This is a genomic window from Gordonia hydrophobica NBRC 16057, from assembly GCF_001592365.1.
Classification (GTDB): domain Bacteria; phylum Actinomycetota; class Actinomycetes; order Mycobacteriales; family Mycobacteriaceae; genus Gordonia; species Gordonia hydrophobica.
The window spans coordinates 158303-174110 of sequence record NZ_BCWU01000004.1; the positions used below are offsets into that span (position 1 = coordinate 158303).

Here is a 15808-nt window from a genome sequence, read left to right on the forward strand (position 1 = left end):
ACCCTCACCCCATGAGCACGGCGAATCCCGGCTTGATCACGTCGTCGATCAGTCGGAGTCGTTCCGGGAACGGGATGAACGCGGACTTCATCGCGTTGACGGTGAAGCGTTCGAAATCGGCCCAGCCGTACCCGAACTGCTGGTGCAGCACGGTGAATTCCCGACTCATCGTGGTGTTGCTCATCAGCCGGTTGTCGGTGTTGACGGTGACGCGGAAGCGAAGCTTGGCGAGAATGTTGAACGGATGGTCGGCCAACGACGCGACCGCCCCCGTCTGGACGTTGCTGCTGGGACACAGCTCCAACGGAATCCGCTTGTCGCGCACGTAGTTCGCGATCTCACCGAGCTCGGCGCCGGGGAACGACGCGTCGGCGGGCGTGGCACCCGGCGGCAGCTCGATGTCGTCGATGACCCGAACGCCGTGGCCGAGGCGGTCGGTGCCGCAGAAGGCCACGGCCTCGTGGATCGACGGCAGCCCGAACGCCTCGCCTGCGTGAATGGTGAAGTGCGCGCACTGCCCGCGCATGTACTCGAACGCGTCCAAGTGCCTGCTGGGCGGATTCCCCGCCTCCGCACCCGCGATGTCGAACCCGACGACGCCGCGATCCCGGAAGGCGACCGCCAGTTCGGCGATCTCCCGCGAGCGCGCCGCGTGGCGCATGGCCGTCACCAGGCACCGGACGACGATGGGGCGGCCCTGCTCGCGCGCCTGCGCCTCACCGGCGGCGAAGCCGCGCAGCACGGACTCGACGACCGCCTCCAGCGTCAGCCCCTTCTCGAGATGGAGCTCGGGCGCAAAGCGGACCTCCGCGTAGACGACGCCGTCGTTCGAGAGATCCTCGACGCACTCGCGCGCCACGCGTTCCAGCGCCGCCTCGGTCTGCATCACCGCGACGGTGTGCGCGAACGTCTCCAGGTAGGTCTCCAGGGAACCGCTGTCGGCCGCGGTCGCGAACCACTGTGCGAGGTCGTCGGCCGTCTCGGCGGGCAGCCGGTCGTAACCGGTCTCGCGAGCCAGGTCGAGGACCGTCGCCGGTCGCAGTCCACCGTCGAGGTGGTCGTGGAGGAGGACCTTCGGCGCCAGTCGGCACTGCTCGATGCTGATCATGCCCCGAAGGTAACGCGGCGTCGGGCCCCGCGCTGAACGACGACTCGCACATCCACTGTTTCCATCGTGCTCACGGCGACGTCGTCGGCCGGACATCCAGCCGCCCTACCGTCCGCGACATGACGAATCGACTCTCCCGCCTGCTGCTGTCCGTCACCGCCGGCGCCGTCGCGATCGGCGCCGTCGTCACCGGAGGTGTGACGGCACCGGCCCAGGCCGCGCCGACCGCGGACAAGGCCGCCATCGACCTGCAGTCCCATCGCGGCGGCCGCGGGGAGCACACCGAGGAGTCGCTGTACGGCTTCGCGAAGTCCATCGAACTGGGCGTCACGACGCTCGAACTGGATGTGGTCCTGACGCGTGACGGTGTGCCGCTGGTGTGGCACGACCCGGAGATCATGCCCGAGAAGTGCCGCGACACGGTGCCCGCGTCGCTCGGCGACCGGCAGTTCCCGTACGTCGGCAAGGACGTCCACGACCTCACCTACCGGCAGATCCAGACCCTCGTGTGCGACCTTCCGCTCAAGGACTACCCCGCCGCCACGCCGGTGCTCGGTAACCGCATCGCGACGCTCCCCCAACTGTTCGGACTCGCCGCCCAGTATCGCGGCAACCGGGTTCGCTTCAACATCGAGACCAAGATCGAAGCCGAGAAGCGCTCACGCAGCGCGACGCCGCAACAGTTCGTCGACACGATTCTGCGGGAGGTCCGACGCGCGGGTCTGCAGAAGCGGGTCGAGATCCAGAGCTTCGACTGGCGGAGTCTACCCCTGGTCCGAGCCAAGGCCCCGAGCATTCCGCTGGTCGCACTGTACGACGAGACCACCTGGACCCCGTCGTCGCGGTGGCTCGGCCCGGTCACGTACCAGCAGTTCGGCGGCGACGTGGTCGCGGCCGCCGCGCACGCGGGCTTCGACATCCTCTCGCCCGCGTTCGCATTGTCCGACGCGTCGCTGGTGTCCCGAGCCCATTCCGCAGGCCTGCGCGTGGTGCCGTGGACGGTGAATGAGAAGGCCGACATGCGCGCTCAGCTTCGGGCGGGCGTCGACGGCATCATCACCGACTACCCGACGCGGCTGCGCGAGGTCCTCGCAGCCGACGGCCGTCCCCTGCCGAAGGCCTACCGTCGCAAGTAAAGCGCGCGGTCGTGCCGGTGGTGCGGCATGATACTCACATGACCGATTCAGATGACTGGCGTTCGCGCCCGCCCTCAGACGGCCCGCAACCCGGCGACGGCACCCCACCGTCGTCCGGAGGCCCTTACCCCGGCGGCGATCCCAACTACGGCCAGACTCCCCAGTACGGGTCGAACCCCCAGTACGGCCAGGCACCGCAATACGGGTCGAATCCCCAGTACGGTGCACCCCAGTACGGAACACCCCAGTACGGGGCGCCCCAGCAGCAGCCTGGAACTCCCCAGTCCGGTGAGACCCCGAACTATGGCGAGACCCCGCAGTACGGTGCGCCGCAGTACGGTGCACCCCAGTACGGTGCGCCCCAACCCCAATACGGAACTCCCCAGTACGGGGCGGGCGCGGCCTACGGATCAACGCCGCCTCCCGGCGGTTTCGGCGCCCCGGGCTCCGCGCCGATGACCGTTCTGCCGAAGCCCCCCTCACTCGGCGACGGCTTCCAGTGGGCGTGGAACCGCTACACCAAGAACGTCGGCCCCATCATCGGTGCGGCCGCGGTCTGGGGCGTCATCCTCGTCGTTCTCACGCTGGTGCTCAGCTTCATCGTCGGCGCGCTGATCTTCGCCATCGCCGGCGTCGACAGGGGGCTCTCCGGCTCGATCACCGTCGGCGCCAGCGTCGCGGTGAGCGCCGTGATGACGATCTTCCTGGTCGTGGCCGGAGCGGTCGCCATGTCGTGCTGGTTGAACGGCATCATCACGATCGCCGACGGTCGCCCGGTCGAGTTCAGCGACTTCTTCCGGCCGCGCGCGCTCGGCACGATCCTCGTGATCAGCATCATCCTGGGCCTCATCTCGGCGCTCGCCGAGGTCGCGTTCGGTTACGGACTCGGGTTGTCGTGGATCTCCTCGCTGGTGTCCATCGCGATCGGCCTGCTGACGATGTGGATGGTCTACATCGCCGCCGACCAGCTGACCGACGTCAGTACCGCGATGTCGGGCGGTCTCGCACTGAGCACGGAGAACTTCGGGCCGACCATCGTCGTTTACCTGATCTCGGTGGTGCTCGCGATCGTGGGAATGCTCCTGCTCGTGGTCGGGCTGCTCCTCACCCTCCCGATATCGAGTCTGCTCATGGTCTATTACCTGCGGTCCCTGACGCAGCGGCCGATCGTGGCGGAGGCCGCACCCGCGTACTGACCTGTTCGCCTACCGGCCGTCCACCCGACCGAGCACCCGCGACGACGCCGTCGCGGGTGCTCTGCCGTTGATGCCCACCGCACTCTCAAGGGCGGCGAGCGCCGTCGCGATCCGCGCTTCGTCGTCGGTGTGCAGGGTCAACAACGGCCGACCGCGCACCACCGGATCGCCGACCGACGCGTGCCATTCCACTCCTGCGGTGGCCGACACCGCCTCACCCGGCCGCGTGCGTCCCGCACCCAGCAGCCAGGCGGCTTGGCCGACCGCCAACGCGTCGAGCGAGGTCAGGACCCCGTCCGCGTCGGCTACCACGTCGTGCGTGTGCTTCGGCGACGGCAGCGCGGCGTCCACGTCGCCGCCCTGCGCGGCGATCATTGCGCGCCACGAATCCATGGCCAGCCCGTTGCTCAGATGCTCGGCCGGATCCGCATCCGGCCGACCTGCGGCGTCGAGCATCTCGCGGGCCAACGCCAGCGTCAGTTCGACCACATCGCGCGGGCCGCCGCCTGCGAGCACCTCGAGCGACTCCGCGACCTCGATCGCGTTGCCTGCGGTCCGTCCGAGCGGGGTCGACATGTCGGTGAGCAGTGCCGTGGTCCGCACGCCGGCATCGGTGCCGAGCGCGACCATGGTCTCGGCGAGATCGCGCGCATCGTCGACGGTCTTCATGAAGGCGCCGGAGCCCGCCTTGACATCGAGAACCAACGACTCCGTGCCCTCGGCGATCTTCTTGCTCATGATGCTGGAGGCGATCAAGGGCACCGACGCCACGGTGCCGGTCACGTCGCGGAGCGCGTACAGCTTCCGGTCGGCCGGCGCGAGGTCGGCGGTCGCCGCGCAGATCACGGCGCCGACCTGTGCCAGTTGTCGGTGCATTTGTGCGCCCGACAGATCGGCCCGCCATCCTGGAATCGATTCGAGTTTGTCGAGTGTGCCTCCGGTATGACCGAGCCCGCGGCCGGACAGTTGCGGAACGGCGACGCCGAACGACGCGACCAGCGGCGTGAGCGGCAGGGTGATCTTGTCGCCGACGCCCCCGGTCGAGTGTTTGTCCGCGGTCCGGAGTCTGCGCCCGTGGCGGGTGAGATCGGCGAAGTCCATGCGGATTCCGGAGTCGATCATCGCCGCCGTCCACGTCGCGACCTCCCGACGCGTCATCCCGCGCACCACGATGGCCATCAGCAACGACGACATCTGTTCCGGCGCAACCTCGCCCGCGGTGAACCCGGCCACCATGCCCCGGATCTGCTCGTCCGACAGCTCGCCGCCGTCCTTCTTCACCAGAATCGGGGCGACCGGATCAAGGAAGTCGGTCATCGCGCGTCCTCCGTGCGGACGGCGGCGAGATGATCGGGGCCGAAGGCGTCGGGCAGCAGAGCGCCGAGAGTGCGCGGTCCCTGCGCGGAGTCGACCAGGAGGCCGTCGCCGCCGAACTCGCGGAGCACTTGGCGGCATCGGCCGCACGGTGTCAAGACCGCCCCGTCCGCGTCGCACACGCTGACCGCGATGATCGCGGGCTCACCCGCCGCGACGGCGGCGCTCAGAAGTCCTTGGGAAAAGCCCGAACAGACCATCGAGACCTCGGCACAAACACCCAACCCATATGAGACGTTCTCCACATTGCCTCCGGTGATCACGTCGCCATTGGATGTGACGGCGGCCGCACCGACCGCAAAGGCGGAATACGGTGCATACGACCTGGTCATAGCACTTCTGGCCGCGATTCGTAAGGAATCGAAGTCGATTGCATCACTCATATGATCTCCATTCTCCAGCAAAGCCAAAGGTAAGGCACACCTAATTAAATAGATGGAGCTTGGTCACATTGTTCGGGCAGATTACGACAGGACTCAGCTTAGGTTTAAAGTCAGGTGCATCAGGTCTTGCAGCGACCTTCGCGTTCGCCTGCGAGCCGATCCCCAAGTCGACGACAACGGAGGCGTAGTTTCGCGATGAGCACCCCCACTGAGGTTGCACCGGCACCGGTGCGCAAGCGGTCTCTTTACAGAGGTGACCCCGGCATGTGGTCGTGGGTGTTGCACCGCATCACCGGCGTCGCCATTTTCTTCTTCCTGTTCGTGCACGTGCTCGACACCGCGGTCATCCGCGTCAATCCCGACACGTACACCGAAATCATCGAGACGTACAAGACCCCGCTGATCGGCCTGATGGAGATCGGTCTCGTCTTCTGCGTTCTGTACCACGCCCTCAACGGTGTCCGAATCATCCTGGTCGACTTCTGGGGCAAGGGCCCCAAGTACCAGCGCCAGATGCTGTGGGCAATCCTCACCATCTTCGCCATCGTGTTCATCGCAGCTGCCGTTCGCATGCTGCAGATCCTGATCACGCACGCGTTCTAAGGGAGCTGAGAAGAAATGACTGAACAGGTAAAAACCCTCGGCACCGAGTACGACCGTCCCGCCAGCCTGGACGCACCCAACGCGCCGCGCCCCCGCAACCGCGGAAACTTCGAGAAGAACGCGTGGCTGTTCATGCGCTTCTCGGGTCTGGCGCTCATCGTCCTGACCTTCGGCCACATGTTCATCATGCTCATGTGGGACAGCGGCGTTCACCGCATCGACGCCTCCTTCGTCGCCGATCGCTGGAAGTCGCCGTTCTGGCAGGTCTGGGACCTCACCATGCTCTGGCTCGCGCAGCTGCACGGCGGTAACGGCGTCCGCACGGTCATCGCCGACTACTCGCGCAAGGACTCCACCCGCTTCTGGCTGAACACCTTGCTCGCCCTGTCGATGATCCTCATCCTCGTGCTGGGCACCTACGCGATCCTCACCTTCGGCAGCGCCAGCTAAGGAGAATTAGAAACCAATGCAGGAACACCGCTATGACGTGGTCATCGTCGGCGCCGGCGGCGCCGGGATGCGCGCTGCCATCGAAGCCGCGCCGCGGGCCCGTACCGCAGTCCTGACCAAGCTGTACCCGACGCGCTCCCACACCGGTGCGGCGCAGGGCGGCATGTGCGCCGCGCTCGCCAACGTCGAAGAGGACAACTGGGAGTGGCACACCTACGACACCGTCAAGGGTGGTGACTACATCGTCGACCAGGACGCTGCCGAGCTGATGGCCAAGGAGGCCATCGACGCGGTGTTGGACCTGGAGAAGATGGGTCTCCCGTTCAACCGCACGCCTGAAGGTCGTATCGACCAGCGTCGTTTCGGTGGCCACACCCGCGACCACGGCAAGGCGCCGGTCCGCCGTGCGTGCTACGCCGCCGACCGCACCGGCCACATGATCCTCCAGACGCTGTACCAGAACTGCGTCAAGCACAACGTCGAGTTCTACAACGAGTTCTACGCGCTCGACATCAATATGACGACCGACGAGAACGGCGAGCCCGTCGCCAACGGCGTCGTCGCGTACGAGCTGGCCACCGGCGAGATCCACGTCTTCCACGCGAAGTCGATCATCTTCGCCACCGGCGGCAGCGGTCGCATGTACAAGGTGACCTCGAACGCTCACACCCTGACCGGCGACGGCATGGGCATCATCTTCCGCAAGGGACTCCCCCTGGAAGACATGGAGTTCCACCAGTTCCACCCGACCGGCCTCGCGGGCCTCGGCATCCTCATCACCGAGGGCGTCCGCGGTGAGGGCGGCATCCTCCGCAACGCCGACGGCGAACGCTTCATGGAGCGCTACGCCCCCACCATCAAGGACCTCGCGCCGCGTGACATCGTCGCCCGCTCCATGGTCCTCGAGGTGCTCGAAGGCCGCGGTGCAGGACCGAACAAGGACTACGTCCACCTCGACGTCCGGCACATCCCGGAAGAGACCCTGATGGCCAAGCTGCCGGACATCATGGAGTTCGCGCGCACCTACCTCGGTGTGGACCCGGTGAAGGAACTGGTTCCGGTCTACCCGACCTGTCACTACGTGATGGGCGGCATCCCGACCAACGTTCAGGGCCAGGTCCTCGCCAACAACGACCAGGTGGTCCACGGCCTGTTCGCCGCGGGCGAGTGCGCCTGCGTCTCGGTGCACGGCGCCAACCGACTCGGCACCAACTCGCTGCTCGACATCAACGTCTTCGGCCGTCGCGCGGGCATCGCCGCCGCCGAGTACGCGAATGCCAGCGAGTTCGTCGAGCTCGAAGAGAATCCCGACGAGATGGTGCAGGGCTGGGTCGCCCAGATGCTGAGCGATCACGGCCACGAGAACGTCATGGCCATCCGCACCGAGTTGCAGCAGACGATGAACGACAACGCTGCCGTGTTCCGCACCGAAGAGACGCTGAGCAAGGCGCTCGCCGACGTGCGCGCCCTCAAGGAGCGCTACGACCACGTCACGGTGACCGACAAGGGCAAGCGGTTCAACTCCGACCTGCTCGAGGCCATCGAACTGGGCTTCCTGCTGGAACTGGCCGAGGTCACCGTCGTCGGCGCCCTCAACCGCAAGGAGACCCGCGGCGGTCACGCACGCGAGGACTACCCGAAGCGCGATGACGAGAACTTCCTCGTCCACACCATGGCGTACAAGAAGGGCAAGGGCCTGATCTCGGACATCGAGCTGGACTACAAGCCCGTCGTGCTGACTCGCTACGAGCCGAAGGAGCGTAAGTACTGATGACTGCCACCATCGAAAGCAATGCCACCGGTGCTCCCCCGGTTCCGCCGGAAGCGACCATGGTCACGCTGAAGATCTACCGGTTCAACCCGGAGAACCCGGACGCGCAGGGCTTCGAGAGCTTCCGCGTCCCGGCCCTTCCCTCCGACCGTCTGCTGACGCTCCTGCTCTACACGAAGGGCTACCTGGACGGCACGCTCACGTTCCGACGCAGCTGCGCCCACGGCGTGTGCGGTTCGGACGCGGTGCGGGTCAACGGCGTCAACCGACTGGCTTGCAAGCTCCTGATGAAGGACCTGCTGCCGAAGGATTCGTCCAAGGAGATCACCATCACCATCGAGCCCATCAAGGGTCTCCCGGTGGAGAAGGATCTCGTGGTCGACATGGAACCGTTCTTCGACGCGTACCGGGCCATCAAGCCGTTCCTGATCACCGGCGCCAACCACGAGCCGAGCCGCGAGAACCTGCAGTCGCAGGCCGACCGCGCTCGCTTCGACGACACCACCAAGTGCATCCTGTGCGCTTGCTGCACCACCAGTTGCCCGGTGTTCTGGAACGAGGGTTCGTACTTCGGTCCGGCCGCGATCGTGAACGCGCACCGCTTCATCTTCGACAGCCGTGACGAGGGCGCCTCGGAGCGTCTGGACATCCTCAACGACGTCGACGGCGTGTGGCGCTGCCGGACCACCTTCAACTGCACCGACGCGTGCCCCCGCGGCATCCAGGTGACCCAGGCGATCCAGGAAGTCAAGCGCGCCTTGATGTTCGCTCGCTGACGCAGACCTTTCTCTGCAGCCCCGACGCGGCCCCGGAACCTCGGTTCCGGGGCCGCGTCGTCTCCTGCGCTGCGATCATCGACTGCGGCCGTTACAGTCTGGGTGTGACCTCACCGGCTTTCGACTGGGATGCGCTCACCGCCGCCCTCGTCGACGACATCCGCTCCGCCGTCCATGCCTTTCACGACGAGTACGACGACGAGATCTACGGGATCGCCCTCTACGCGTTCTATGCCGACGGCGAGAGCATCGCCTGGCCGATGGTCGGCGTCAGCGGTTCCACATCGGACGTCGCCGAGGAGGACGACCTCCGGTGGTCGCCGTACGACTGGGACTTCGCCTGCGATCCGTCCGATGCCGGCGACGCGTGGAGCACGAGGTTGTCGGGCTTCGCCAAACGCGATCGGGCACGGCATTGGGATGAGGTCGAGGACCGCTTCTACGCCGCCGTCATCGCCGCCTGCGCGACCGCGCGCGCAGAGTTGACAGCGAACAGTCTGATCCCTGACTCCGCACTCGTGGTCGCCGCCGACGAGGGCGAGGAGCTGATCGCGCGCTGCGTCAGCGCCGCCGAACTGGCCGAGCACTTCCCGCATCTTCATGCAGAAGCGGCGGAGAAGGAGCGCATCGCGACCTTGCCCGTGGCCGAGCGAATCACCGCTCTGCTCGATGCGATCGAGCACGACGACCGACCGCTGAACTGGGAGTCGGCTCCCCCACTGCTCTACGAGGTCGCCCGCACCGATCCGGACCCGGTCCTGGACGCCCTCGTTCAGCGCCTCCTGTCGCCCGGAGAGCGCCGGTACCGCTGGGCCGACGCCATCAGCACCATCGGCATCGCGCGTCCGGATGTGATCGCAGCGCTCACCACCGTGGTCGACGACGAGGCAGGTCCCGACAACGTCCGGGGTTGGGCCGGCAGCGCACTCTGTCGACTCGGGCGCACCGACGTCGTGGCGGACCGCTACGACCTGCTGCCCGACGGCTGGCTGCACGTGTTCGGAACGCCCTACAGCGATCCCCGCACCGGCCATCGCGCCGACTTCGCACCGCTCGAAGCCGTCCTCGACGATCATCCGGACCTCGACGCCGAGCTCGAGATGCGGATCAACCATCGGGTCGCCGAGATCGACGTCGACCCCTACTTCGCAGCGCTGGAGTCGACGTGGCCGTCGATTCGGAGTCATGCGGCGTGGTCGCTGGTGCACACCAGCCTGGATGACGCCGATCGTGCACGGTTCGCAGCCGCCCTCGACTCCTTCGTCGACGATCCCGCACTCGCCGAACACGTCGACGTCCTCCGCGACGTCTTCGACCGTTCGGCGTAGTCCCCCGCGGTCTGGGGCCGCACAGTCTCCGCTCGACTCGAGATCTTCGCGATCCGGATTTTCGGTACGCGATAGCACTCGCGGTAGGGTGACCCCGACATGTCCAGATCACTCTTGGTGCGCACCGTGGCGCTGCTCTCGGCTCTCGCCCTGATCGCCGCGCTCGCCGCCCCCGCCGCCGCCTACCCCGGCGACCCCGGTGTCGCATCCACGACCGCTCCGCTGCCGACACCGAACACCGACGCCTGCCCGCACCGGACGGGGACACCGCCTGCGGTCGACGCCTCGGAAGTCGTCGCTCCAGGCGAGACGACGCCCACGTCGCTCCCGGTACCGACGCCGCCCGTCGGAGGCGAGCGTCTCGGCGAGTGCGGTGTGGTCCACCGGCCCGACGCCGGCCCGCTGCCCGACCGACTCAACTCCGCGGGCTGGCTGATCGCCGACATGGACAGCGGGCGGATCATCGCCGCCAAGGACCCGCACGGCCGGTACCGCCCGGCATCGACCATCAAGGTGCTCTTGGCGATCGTCGCCCTCGACGAACTCGATCTGACCGATCCCGTGGAAGCCACGCCGAACGACTGGTCCATGGAGGGCGACTCGTGCGGCATGGGTCCGGGCGGGAAGTACACCGTCCGCGATCTGCTGTCCGGGCTGCTCGTCGTGTCCGGCAACGACTGCGCCAACGCCCTCGCACGATTGCTCGGCGGTTACGACGAGACGCTGGCGAAGATGAACCACAAGGCCGCCGAGATCGGTGCGACAGACACGCGCGCGGCCTCGCCGTCCGGCCTCGACGCTCCCGGCATGTCCACGTCGCCGTACGATCTGGCGGCCATCTTTCGCACCGCCATGCAGAATCAGACCTTCCGCGAGATGATCGCGATGAAGACCTACACGTTCCCCGGTTACCCGAAGCGCACGGACGTTCCCGGCGACGAGGACCATCCCGCCTGGACGATGGGGACGTCCAACTCCCTGTTGCGTGACGACTGGCCCGGTTCGCTCGGTGGTAAGACCGGCTATACCGACGACGCCCTCAAGACCTTCGTCGGCGCCACCGAACGCGACGGTCGCACCATCGTCATCGTCCAGATGTACGGCCTCAACGAAGCCGACAACCTGTACTTCGCACAGGCCGAGAGAATGTTCGAGTACGGCTTCGCGGCACCGGAATCGGTGGCCGTGGGCAGCTTGGAGCCGACCGACCGCGTCGACCCGGAGACCGGCGAGATCCACCGCGCCCAGACGCATTCCGACGACGCCTCCGCGTGGTCGGTGTGGACCGTCAGTCTGCTCGGCTTCGCCGCGGCGTGCCTGCTCGTCGCCGCTGTGCTGTGGCGGCGCCGACGACGGTCTCGGTGAGCTCCGAGCCGTCCGTCAGCGGTCGCCGCGGCCCAGCCAGCCGGCCAACCCGGCCGCGGCGGCGCCGACGCCTGCGGCGGCGATCAGCCTGCGCGCCTGCTTGTCCGGCTCCGCCTCGTAGACGGGCGCCAGCAGCACCGTCTTGGGCTCCGGCTCGGTCTGTTCCTCGAGTTCGTCGACGATCAGGTACGCCTCGTTCTTCGGTGCCGACGCACTCCACGCCGCCGCGTACAGCACGATCCGTGAGGCCAGGTAGGCGAAGACGAGCAGACCGATGATCGGGCCGAAGGCTGCGCCGGCCGGACTGCCCATCACCGACTTGAGGTAGATGCCGCCGACGGACTTGAGCACCTGGAAGATCACCGCGGTCCCCAACGCCGCCCAGACCACCGCGCGGATCGGAATCGTGCATCGCGGCAGCACCGAGAGCACCACGATGAACAGGCCCCAGGTGGCCACGAGACTGATCACGATGGTCGCGACCTGCAGGAACGCGAGCGTCATCCCGTTCTCGGGGATCGCGAGAAGCTCCATGACGCGTGGTCCGATCGCACTGGACGTCAGCACCGACAGCGCGATCGTCGCGGCGAAGACCAGCCCCATGGCGACGAAGATCCCGAGGTCGTAGACCTTCGCCAGAATCGCATTGTTCTTGACGCGGCCACCCCACATCTCGGTGAGTCCGTTGCGCATCAAACCCATCCAGCCGATGCCCGCCAGCGCCGCCGACACCAGGCCGATGACGCCGACGGTGCGGCGCGATTGGATCGCCGAATCGATGACCGAGTTCAACTGCTCCCCCAGCGAGCCCGGGATGTTCTCCACGACGGCATCGGTGATCTCGGTCAGCAGATTGGGATTCCACACCAGGACGAACGCGGCGATCGCGAACGACACCATGAGGATCGGAACCAACGACAGGAATCCGATGAAACTGATGGCCGCCGCGTAGGCGTTGCCGCGGCGCTGGTTGTACCACTCCATCATCGCCAGCACATGCCTGAGCAGCGCCGACCGCTCGAGCATCTGCTCCCACAGGGCCTTCAGCCGCCCGACGATCTCCTTGATGCGATCCATTGTTCCCCTCCGATGTTCGCGTCGAGGCCGGGCGGGTCAGGACCGGGGCAGCAGGAACCCGACCTTGTCGTAGACGTCGGCGACGGTCACCGACGCCACCTCGCGCGCTCGTGCGGCACCGTCTGCGAGGATCCCGTCGAGATAGGCCGGGTCCGACAGGATGTCGTCGACCTTCCCCCGCAGCGGCGTGACGAACTCGGCAAGGATGTCCGCCGTCTCGACTTTCAGATCACCGTAACCCTTGCCCTCGTACGACTGGACGATTTCCTCCATCTCGCGACCAGTCAGTGCGGCCTGGATGGTGAGGAGGTTCGATACGCCGGGTTTGTTCTCCCGATCGAACGCGATCACGCGGTCGTTGTCGGTGACGGCCGACCGAATCTTCTTCGCCGACCGCTTCGGCTCGTCGAGCAGGTTGATGAGGCCGGATTCGGTGTCGGCCGACTTGCTCATCTTGGCCGTCGGATTCTGGAGGTCGTAGATCTTGGCGAACTCCTCGACGATGTACGCCTTCGGGACGGTCAACGCCTTTCCGTAGCGCTTGTTGAAGCGCTGCGCGAGGTCGCGGGTCAGTTCCAGGTGCTGACGCTGATCTTCGCCGACCGGCACCTGATCCACCTGGAACGCCAGGATGTCGGCGGCCATCAGGATCGGGTACGTGAACAGTCCGACGCCTGCCGCGTCGGTCCCGGCCTTCGCCGACTTGTCCTTGAACTGGGTCATCCGGCTGGCTTCGCCGAAGCCGGTCACGCACGTCAGCACCCAGGTGAGTTGTGCGATCTCAGGCACGTGCGACTGGACGTAGATGGTCGCGCGCTCCGGGTCGACGCCGACGGCGAGCAGTTGTGCGACGCTGCGGCGCGTGCGCTCGCGCAGCACCGTCGGATCTTGCGGAACAGTGATCGCGTGCATGTCCGGAATGAAGTAGAAGGCATCGAACTCGTCCTGCAGCTGCACCCACTGGCGGACCGCGCCGAGATAGTTCCCGAGATGAAAGGAGTCGCTGGTCGGCTGGATTCCGGACAGGACGCGGCGGCGCGGTTCAGGGCTGGTCATACCCGTAATTGTTTCAGACGACGGCAACCGGGTTTCGCCACACCCGCCCCTCGCGTCGGTCCGGCAAACCCGTGCCCGCGCCGGAACCAATTGGCTATATGCCGATTAAAAAGGTACAAGAACTAAGGTATTAATCACTGAAAGTGAAGGAGCGATGCGTTGAAGGCCGCCAGTTGTGCTGGGCTGTTCCAACTGACAACGGGGGAACGCGTCACCGTTCTCGCCGACGTGGAGCCACCCGACAACTAGCTGAATTTCTCTGACCTCAACAGCGGACGTCGACCGATGTCCACTTCTAGGAAAGTGAATTCACCGCAATGGAACTTCAACAACTATCGAGTCCGATAGTCGTTCTTCTCTTCCTCGCCTTCTTCGGCACCAGCCTCTTCATCGCGCTGCGAATCAGCAAGAAGACCGAGAACGCCGACAGCTACATGACCGCAGGCGGGAAGATCGGTTTCGGAATATCGTCCGCTTCGATGACCGCGACGTGGATCTGGGCGGCGTCGATGTACGCCTCGGCGACGTCAGGCTTCACCTACGGTCTGTCCGGCCCCATCCACTACGGCCTGTGGGGCGCCCTGATGATCCTCCTGATCTATCCGTTCGGGCGGCGCATCCGCAAGGTCGCGCCCCGCGCGCACACGATCGCCGAAGTGATGTTCGCTCGACACGGCCGCTCCAGCCAACTGCTGCTCGCGGGCTCGAACATCCTCGGCAGCGTCATCAGCCTCACCGCCAACCTGATCGCGGGCGGCGCGCTGATCGACATGCTGTCCCCGTTCAGCTTCACCCAGGGCATCATCGCCATCGCCGGCGGCATCCTGCTGTACACCCTGTGGTCGGGATTCCGCGCCTCCGTGCTGACCGACTTCGTCCAGGTGGTGTTCATGCTGGGCGCGGTCGTCATCATCATTCCGGTGGTGTTCTTCGCCGCAGGCGGTCCCGAGTTGTTCACCGCGGGCGCCGATAATCTTACCGGCGAACAGAAGAACTTCTTCTCGTCCGACGCCTTCTTCAATCAGGGCGCGCCGTACATCGCGGCCGTACTCGCCTATGCGATCGGTAATCAGACCATCGCGCAACGACTTTTCGCAGTTCGCGAAGACTTGATCAAGAAGACATTCGTCACCGCGACCGTCGGCTACGGTTCGACGATCATCGGGATCGGCATGCTGGGCGTGATCGCGCTGTATGCGGGCATCTCCCCGCTGGACGGCGACGTCAATAATCTGATTCCGCAGATGGCGGCGAGCTATCTGAGTCCGGCGCTGTTGGCGCTGTTCTTCATCATGATCATCGGCTCGCTGTCGTCGACGGCCGACGCCGACCTGACGGCCCTGGCGTCGATCATGATGGCCGACGTGTACGGCCAGCAAGTGGGTCGACGCAAGGCCGATCCCGCGAAGATGGTGCTGATCGGCCGCATCACGATGATCATCGCGATCTCCGCCGCCCTCTACTTCGCGGGCTCGGATCTCAACATCCTCGACATGCTGGTGTTCGTCGGCGCACTGTGGGGCGCCCTCGTCTTTCCGGTCATCGCGAGCTTCTACTGGGACCGCGTCACCAACGTCGCGTTCAGCGTCGCGGTCGTGTCGGCACTGGCCGTATTCATCCCCGTGCGGTTCTCCTGGATCGACATGTCCGGCGCCGTCGCCATCGGCTTCGACATCCTCTCGACGATCGGCATCGGCGTCGTCTTCGGTCTGATGACCTTCGGATTCCTCGGCAAACGCCCGGCTCTCACCGTCGGCGTCGTCACCGCAGTGGGCTCGGCGCCGTGGACCATCGGCATGCTGCACGAGTACGCGGTGCTGTCGGGCAGTCTGGTCTCGTACGCGGTCAGCACCATCGTGTGCGTCGCGTTGACGATGCTGAACCGCGGTCCGCGATTCGACTTCGCGCGCGTCGCCGAGACGACCGGCGACTTCGACGATCGTGACCTGTCCGGTCCCGCATCGAGAGAGATCCCCATCGCACTGAACGACGACGAACCGGTCTCTGCGACGTCGCGCCGCACCACGACCAACCACCTCGAGGAGGACAACCGATGACGACCTTCTGGCTGACCGTGTACGTCTTGATCTGGCCGGTGATCACCGCAGGCACCCTCGGACTGATCGTGCGCGCCTTCTACCGCGAATGGAAGCAGTCGCGCGACGAGGGCCGCGAGATGATCTAG

Annotated in this window: 15 protein-coding genes; 10 read left to right on the forward strand and 5 right to left on the reverse strand. The window is 66.1% G+C overall.

What is annotated here, in order from left to right:
• Positions 1-4 precede the first annotated feature (4 nt).
• Positions 5-1108: an adenosine deaminase gene (locus GH2_RS08525; RefSeq protein WP_066165898.1), complete on the reverse strand. Its 1104-nt coding sequence runs from the start codon at positions 1106-1108 to the stop codon at positions 5-7.
• A gap of 119 nt (positions 1109-1227) precedes the next feature.
• Here GH2_RS08525 and GH2_RS08530 point away from each other — a divergent pair, with 119 nt between their 5' ends.
• Together GH2_RS08530 and GH2_RS22130 are read left to right on the forward strand one after the other, a co-directional pair.
• Positions 1228-2244 carry a glycerophosphodiester phosphodiesterase gene (locus GH2_RS08530; RefSeq protein WP_066165901.1) on the forward strand — a complete coding sequence of 339 codons (1017 nt, stop codon included), beginning with the start codon at positions 1228-1230 and terminating at the stop codon, positions 2242-2244.
• A 38-nt stretch (positions 2245-2282) separates the two neighbouring features.
• Entirely contained in the window at positions 2283-3440 is a 1158-nt protein-coding gene (locus GH2_RS22130; protein ID WP_275583809.1) for a proline-rich domain-containing protein, read from the forward strand.
• A 9-nt stretch (positions 3441-3449) separates the two neighbouring features.
• Here the strand turns inward: GH2_RS22130 and GH2_RS08540 are convergent, their stop codons facing one another.
• Entirely contained in the window at positions 3450-4757 is a 1308-nt protein-coding gene (locus tag GH2_RS08540; protein WP_066165906.1) for a thymidine phosphorylase, read from the reverse strand.
• Positions 4754-5197 carry a cytidine deaminase gene (locus tag GH2_RS08545; RefSeq protein WP_066165909.1) on the reverse strand — a complete coding sequence of 148 codons (444 nt, stop codon included), beginning with the start codon at positions 5195-5197 and terminating at the stop codon, positions 4754-4756. The genes GH2_RS08540 and GH2_RS08545 overlap by 4 nt, the downstream gene beginning before the upstream one ends.
• A gap of 195 nt (positions 5198-5392) precedes the next feature.
• Between GH2_RS08545 and sdhC the strand changes: the two genes are divergently transcribed.
• The 6 genes from sdhC (at position 5393) to GH2_RS08575 (ending at position 11490) form a co-directional block, all read left to right on the forward strand.
• Positions 5393-5800 (forward strand): succinate dehydrogenase, cytochrome b556 subunit, encoded by a 408-nt coding sequence (sdhC, locus tag GH2_RS08550; RefSeq protein ID WP_084247390.1) that lies wholly within the window; start codon positions 5393-5395, stop codon positions 5798-5800.
• 15 nt (positions 5801-5815) lie between these two features.
• Positions 5816-6250, forward strand: coding sequence for a succinate dehydrogenase hydrophobic membrane anchor subunit (locus tag GH2_RS08555; RefSeq protein WP_066165915.1), 435 nt, complete (start codon positions 5816-5818; stop codon positions 6248-6250).
• Between the two features lie 16 nt (positions 6251-6266).
• Positions 6267-8021, forward strand: a complete 1755-nt coding sequence (gene sdhA, locus GH2_RS08560) for a succinate dehydrogenase flavoprotein subunit (protein ID WP_066165917.1) — start codon at positions 6267-6269, stop codon at positions 8019-8021.
• Positions 8021-8797, forward strand: a complete 777-nt coding sequence (locus GH2_RS08565) for a succinate dehydrogenase iron-sulfur subunit (RefSeq protein ID WP_066165919.1) — start codon at positions 8021-8023, stop codon at positions 8795-8797. The genes sdhA and GH2_RS08565 overlap by 1 nt, the downstream gene beginning before the upstream one ends.
• Positions 8798-8901: 104 nt before the next feature.
• Positions 8902-10125, forward strand: coding sequence for a DUF4303 domain-containing protein (locus GH2_RS08570; protein ID WP_066165921.1), 1224 nt, complete (start codon positions 8902-8904; stop codon positions 10123-10125).
• Between the two features lie 99 nt (positions 10126-10224).
• Positions 10225-11490, forward strand: coding sequence for a D-alanyl-D-alanine carboxypeptidase family protein (locus GH2_RS08575; protein WP_066165924.1), 1266 nt, complete (start codon positions 10225-10227; stop codon positions 11488-11490).
• 15 nt (positions 11491-11505) lie between these two features.
• On the opposite strand, the gene GH2_RS08580 is transcribed toward GH2_RS08575, so the two are convergent.
• A complete protein-coding gene (locus tag GH2_RS08580; protein ID WP_066165927.1) occupies positions 11506-12567 on the reverse strand; it encodes a YhjD/YihY/BrkB family envelope integrity protein in 1062 nt (353 codons plus the stop codon).
• 36 nt (positions 12568-12603) lie between these two features.
• Positions 12604-13623: a tryptophan--tRNA ligase gene (trpS, locus tag GH2_RS08585; RefSeq protein ID WP_066165930.1), complete on the reverse strand. Its 1020-nt coding sequence runs from the start codon at positions 13621-13623 to the stop codon at positions 12604-12606.
• Positions 13624-13940: 317 nt separating this feature from the next.
• On the opposite strand from trpS, the gene GH2_RS08590 reads away from it, so the two are divergent.
• Together GH2_RS08590 and GH2_RS21880 are read left to right on the forward strand one after the other, a co-directional pair.
• Positions 13941-15680, forward strand: a complete 1740-nt coding sequence (locus GH2_RS08590) for a sodium:solute symporter family protein (protein ID WP_066165933.1) — start codon at positions 13941-13943, stop codon at positions 15678-15680.
• Positions 15677-15808: a putative transporter small subunit gene (locus tag GH2_RS21880; RefSeq protein WP_218016445.1), complete on the forward strand. Its 132-nt coding sequence runs from the start codon at positions 15677-15679 to the stop codon at positions 15806-15808. Before GH2_RS08590 ends, GH2_RS21880 begins: the two co-directional genes overlap by 4 nt.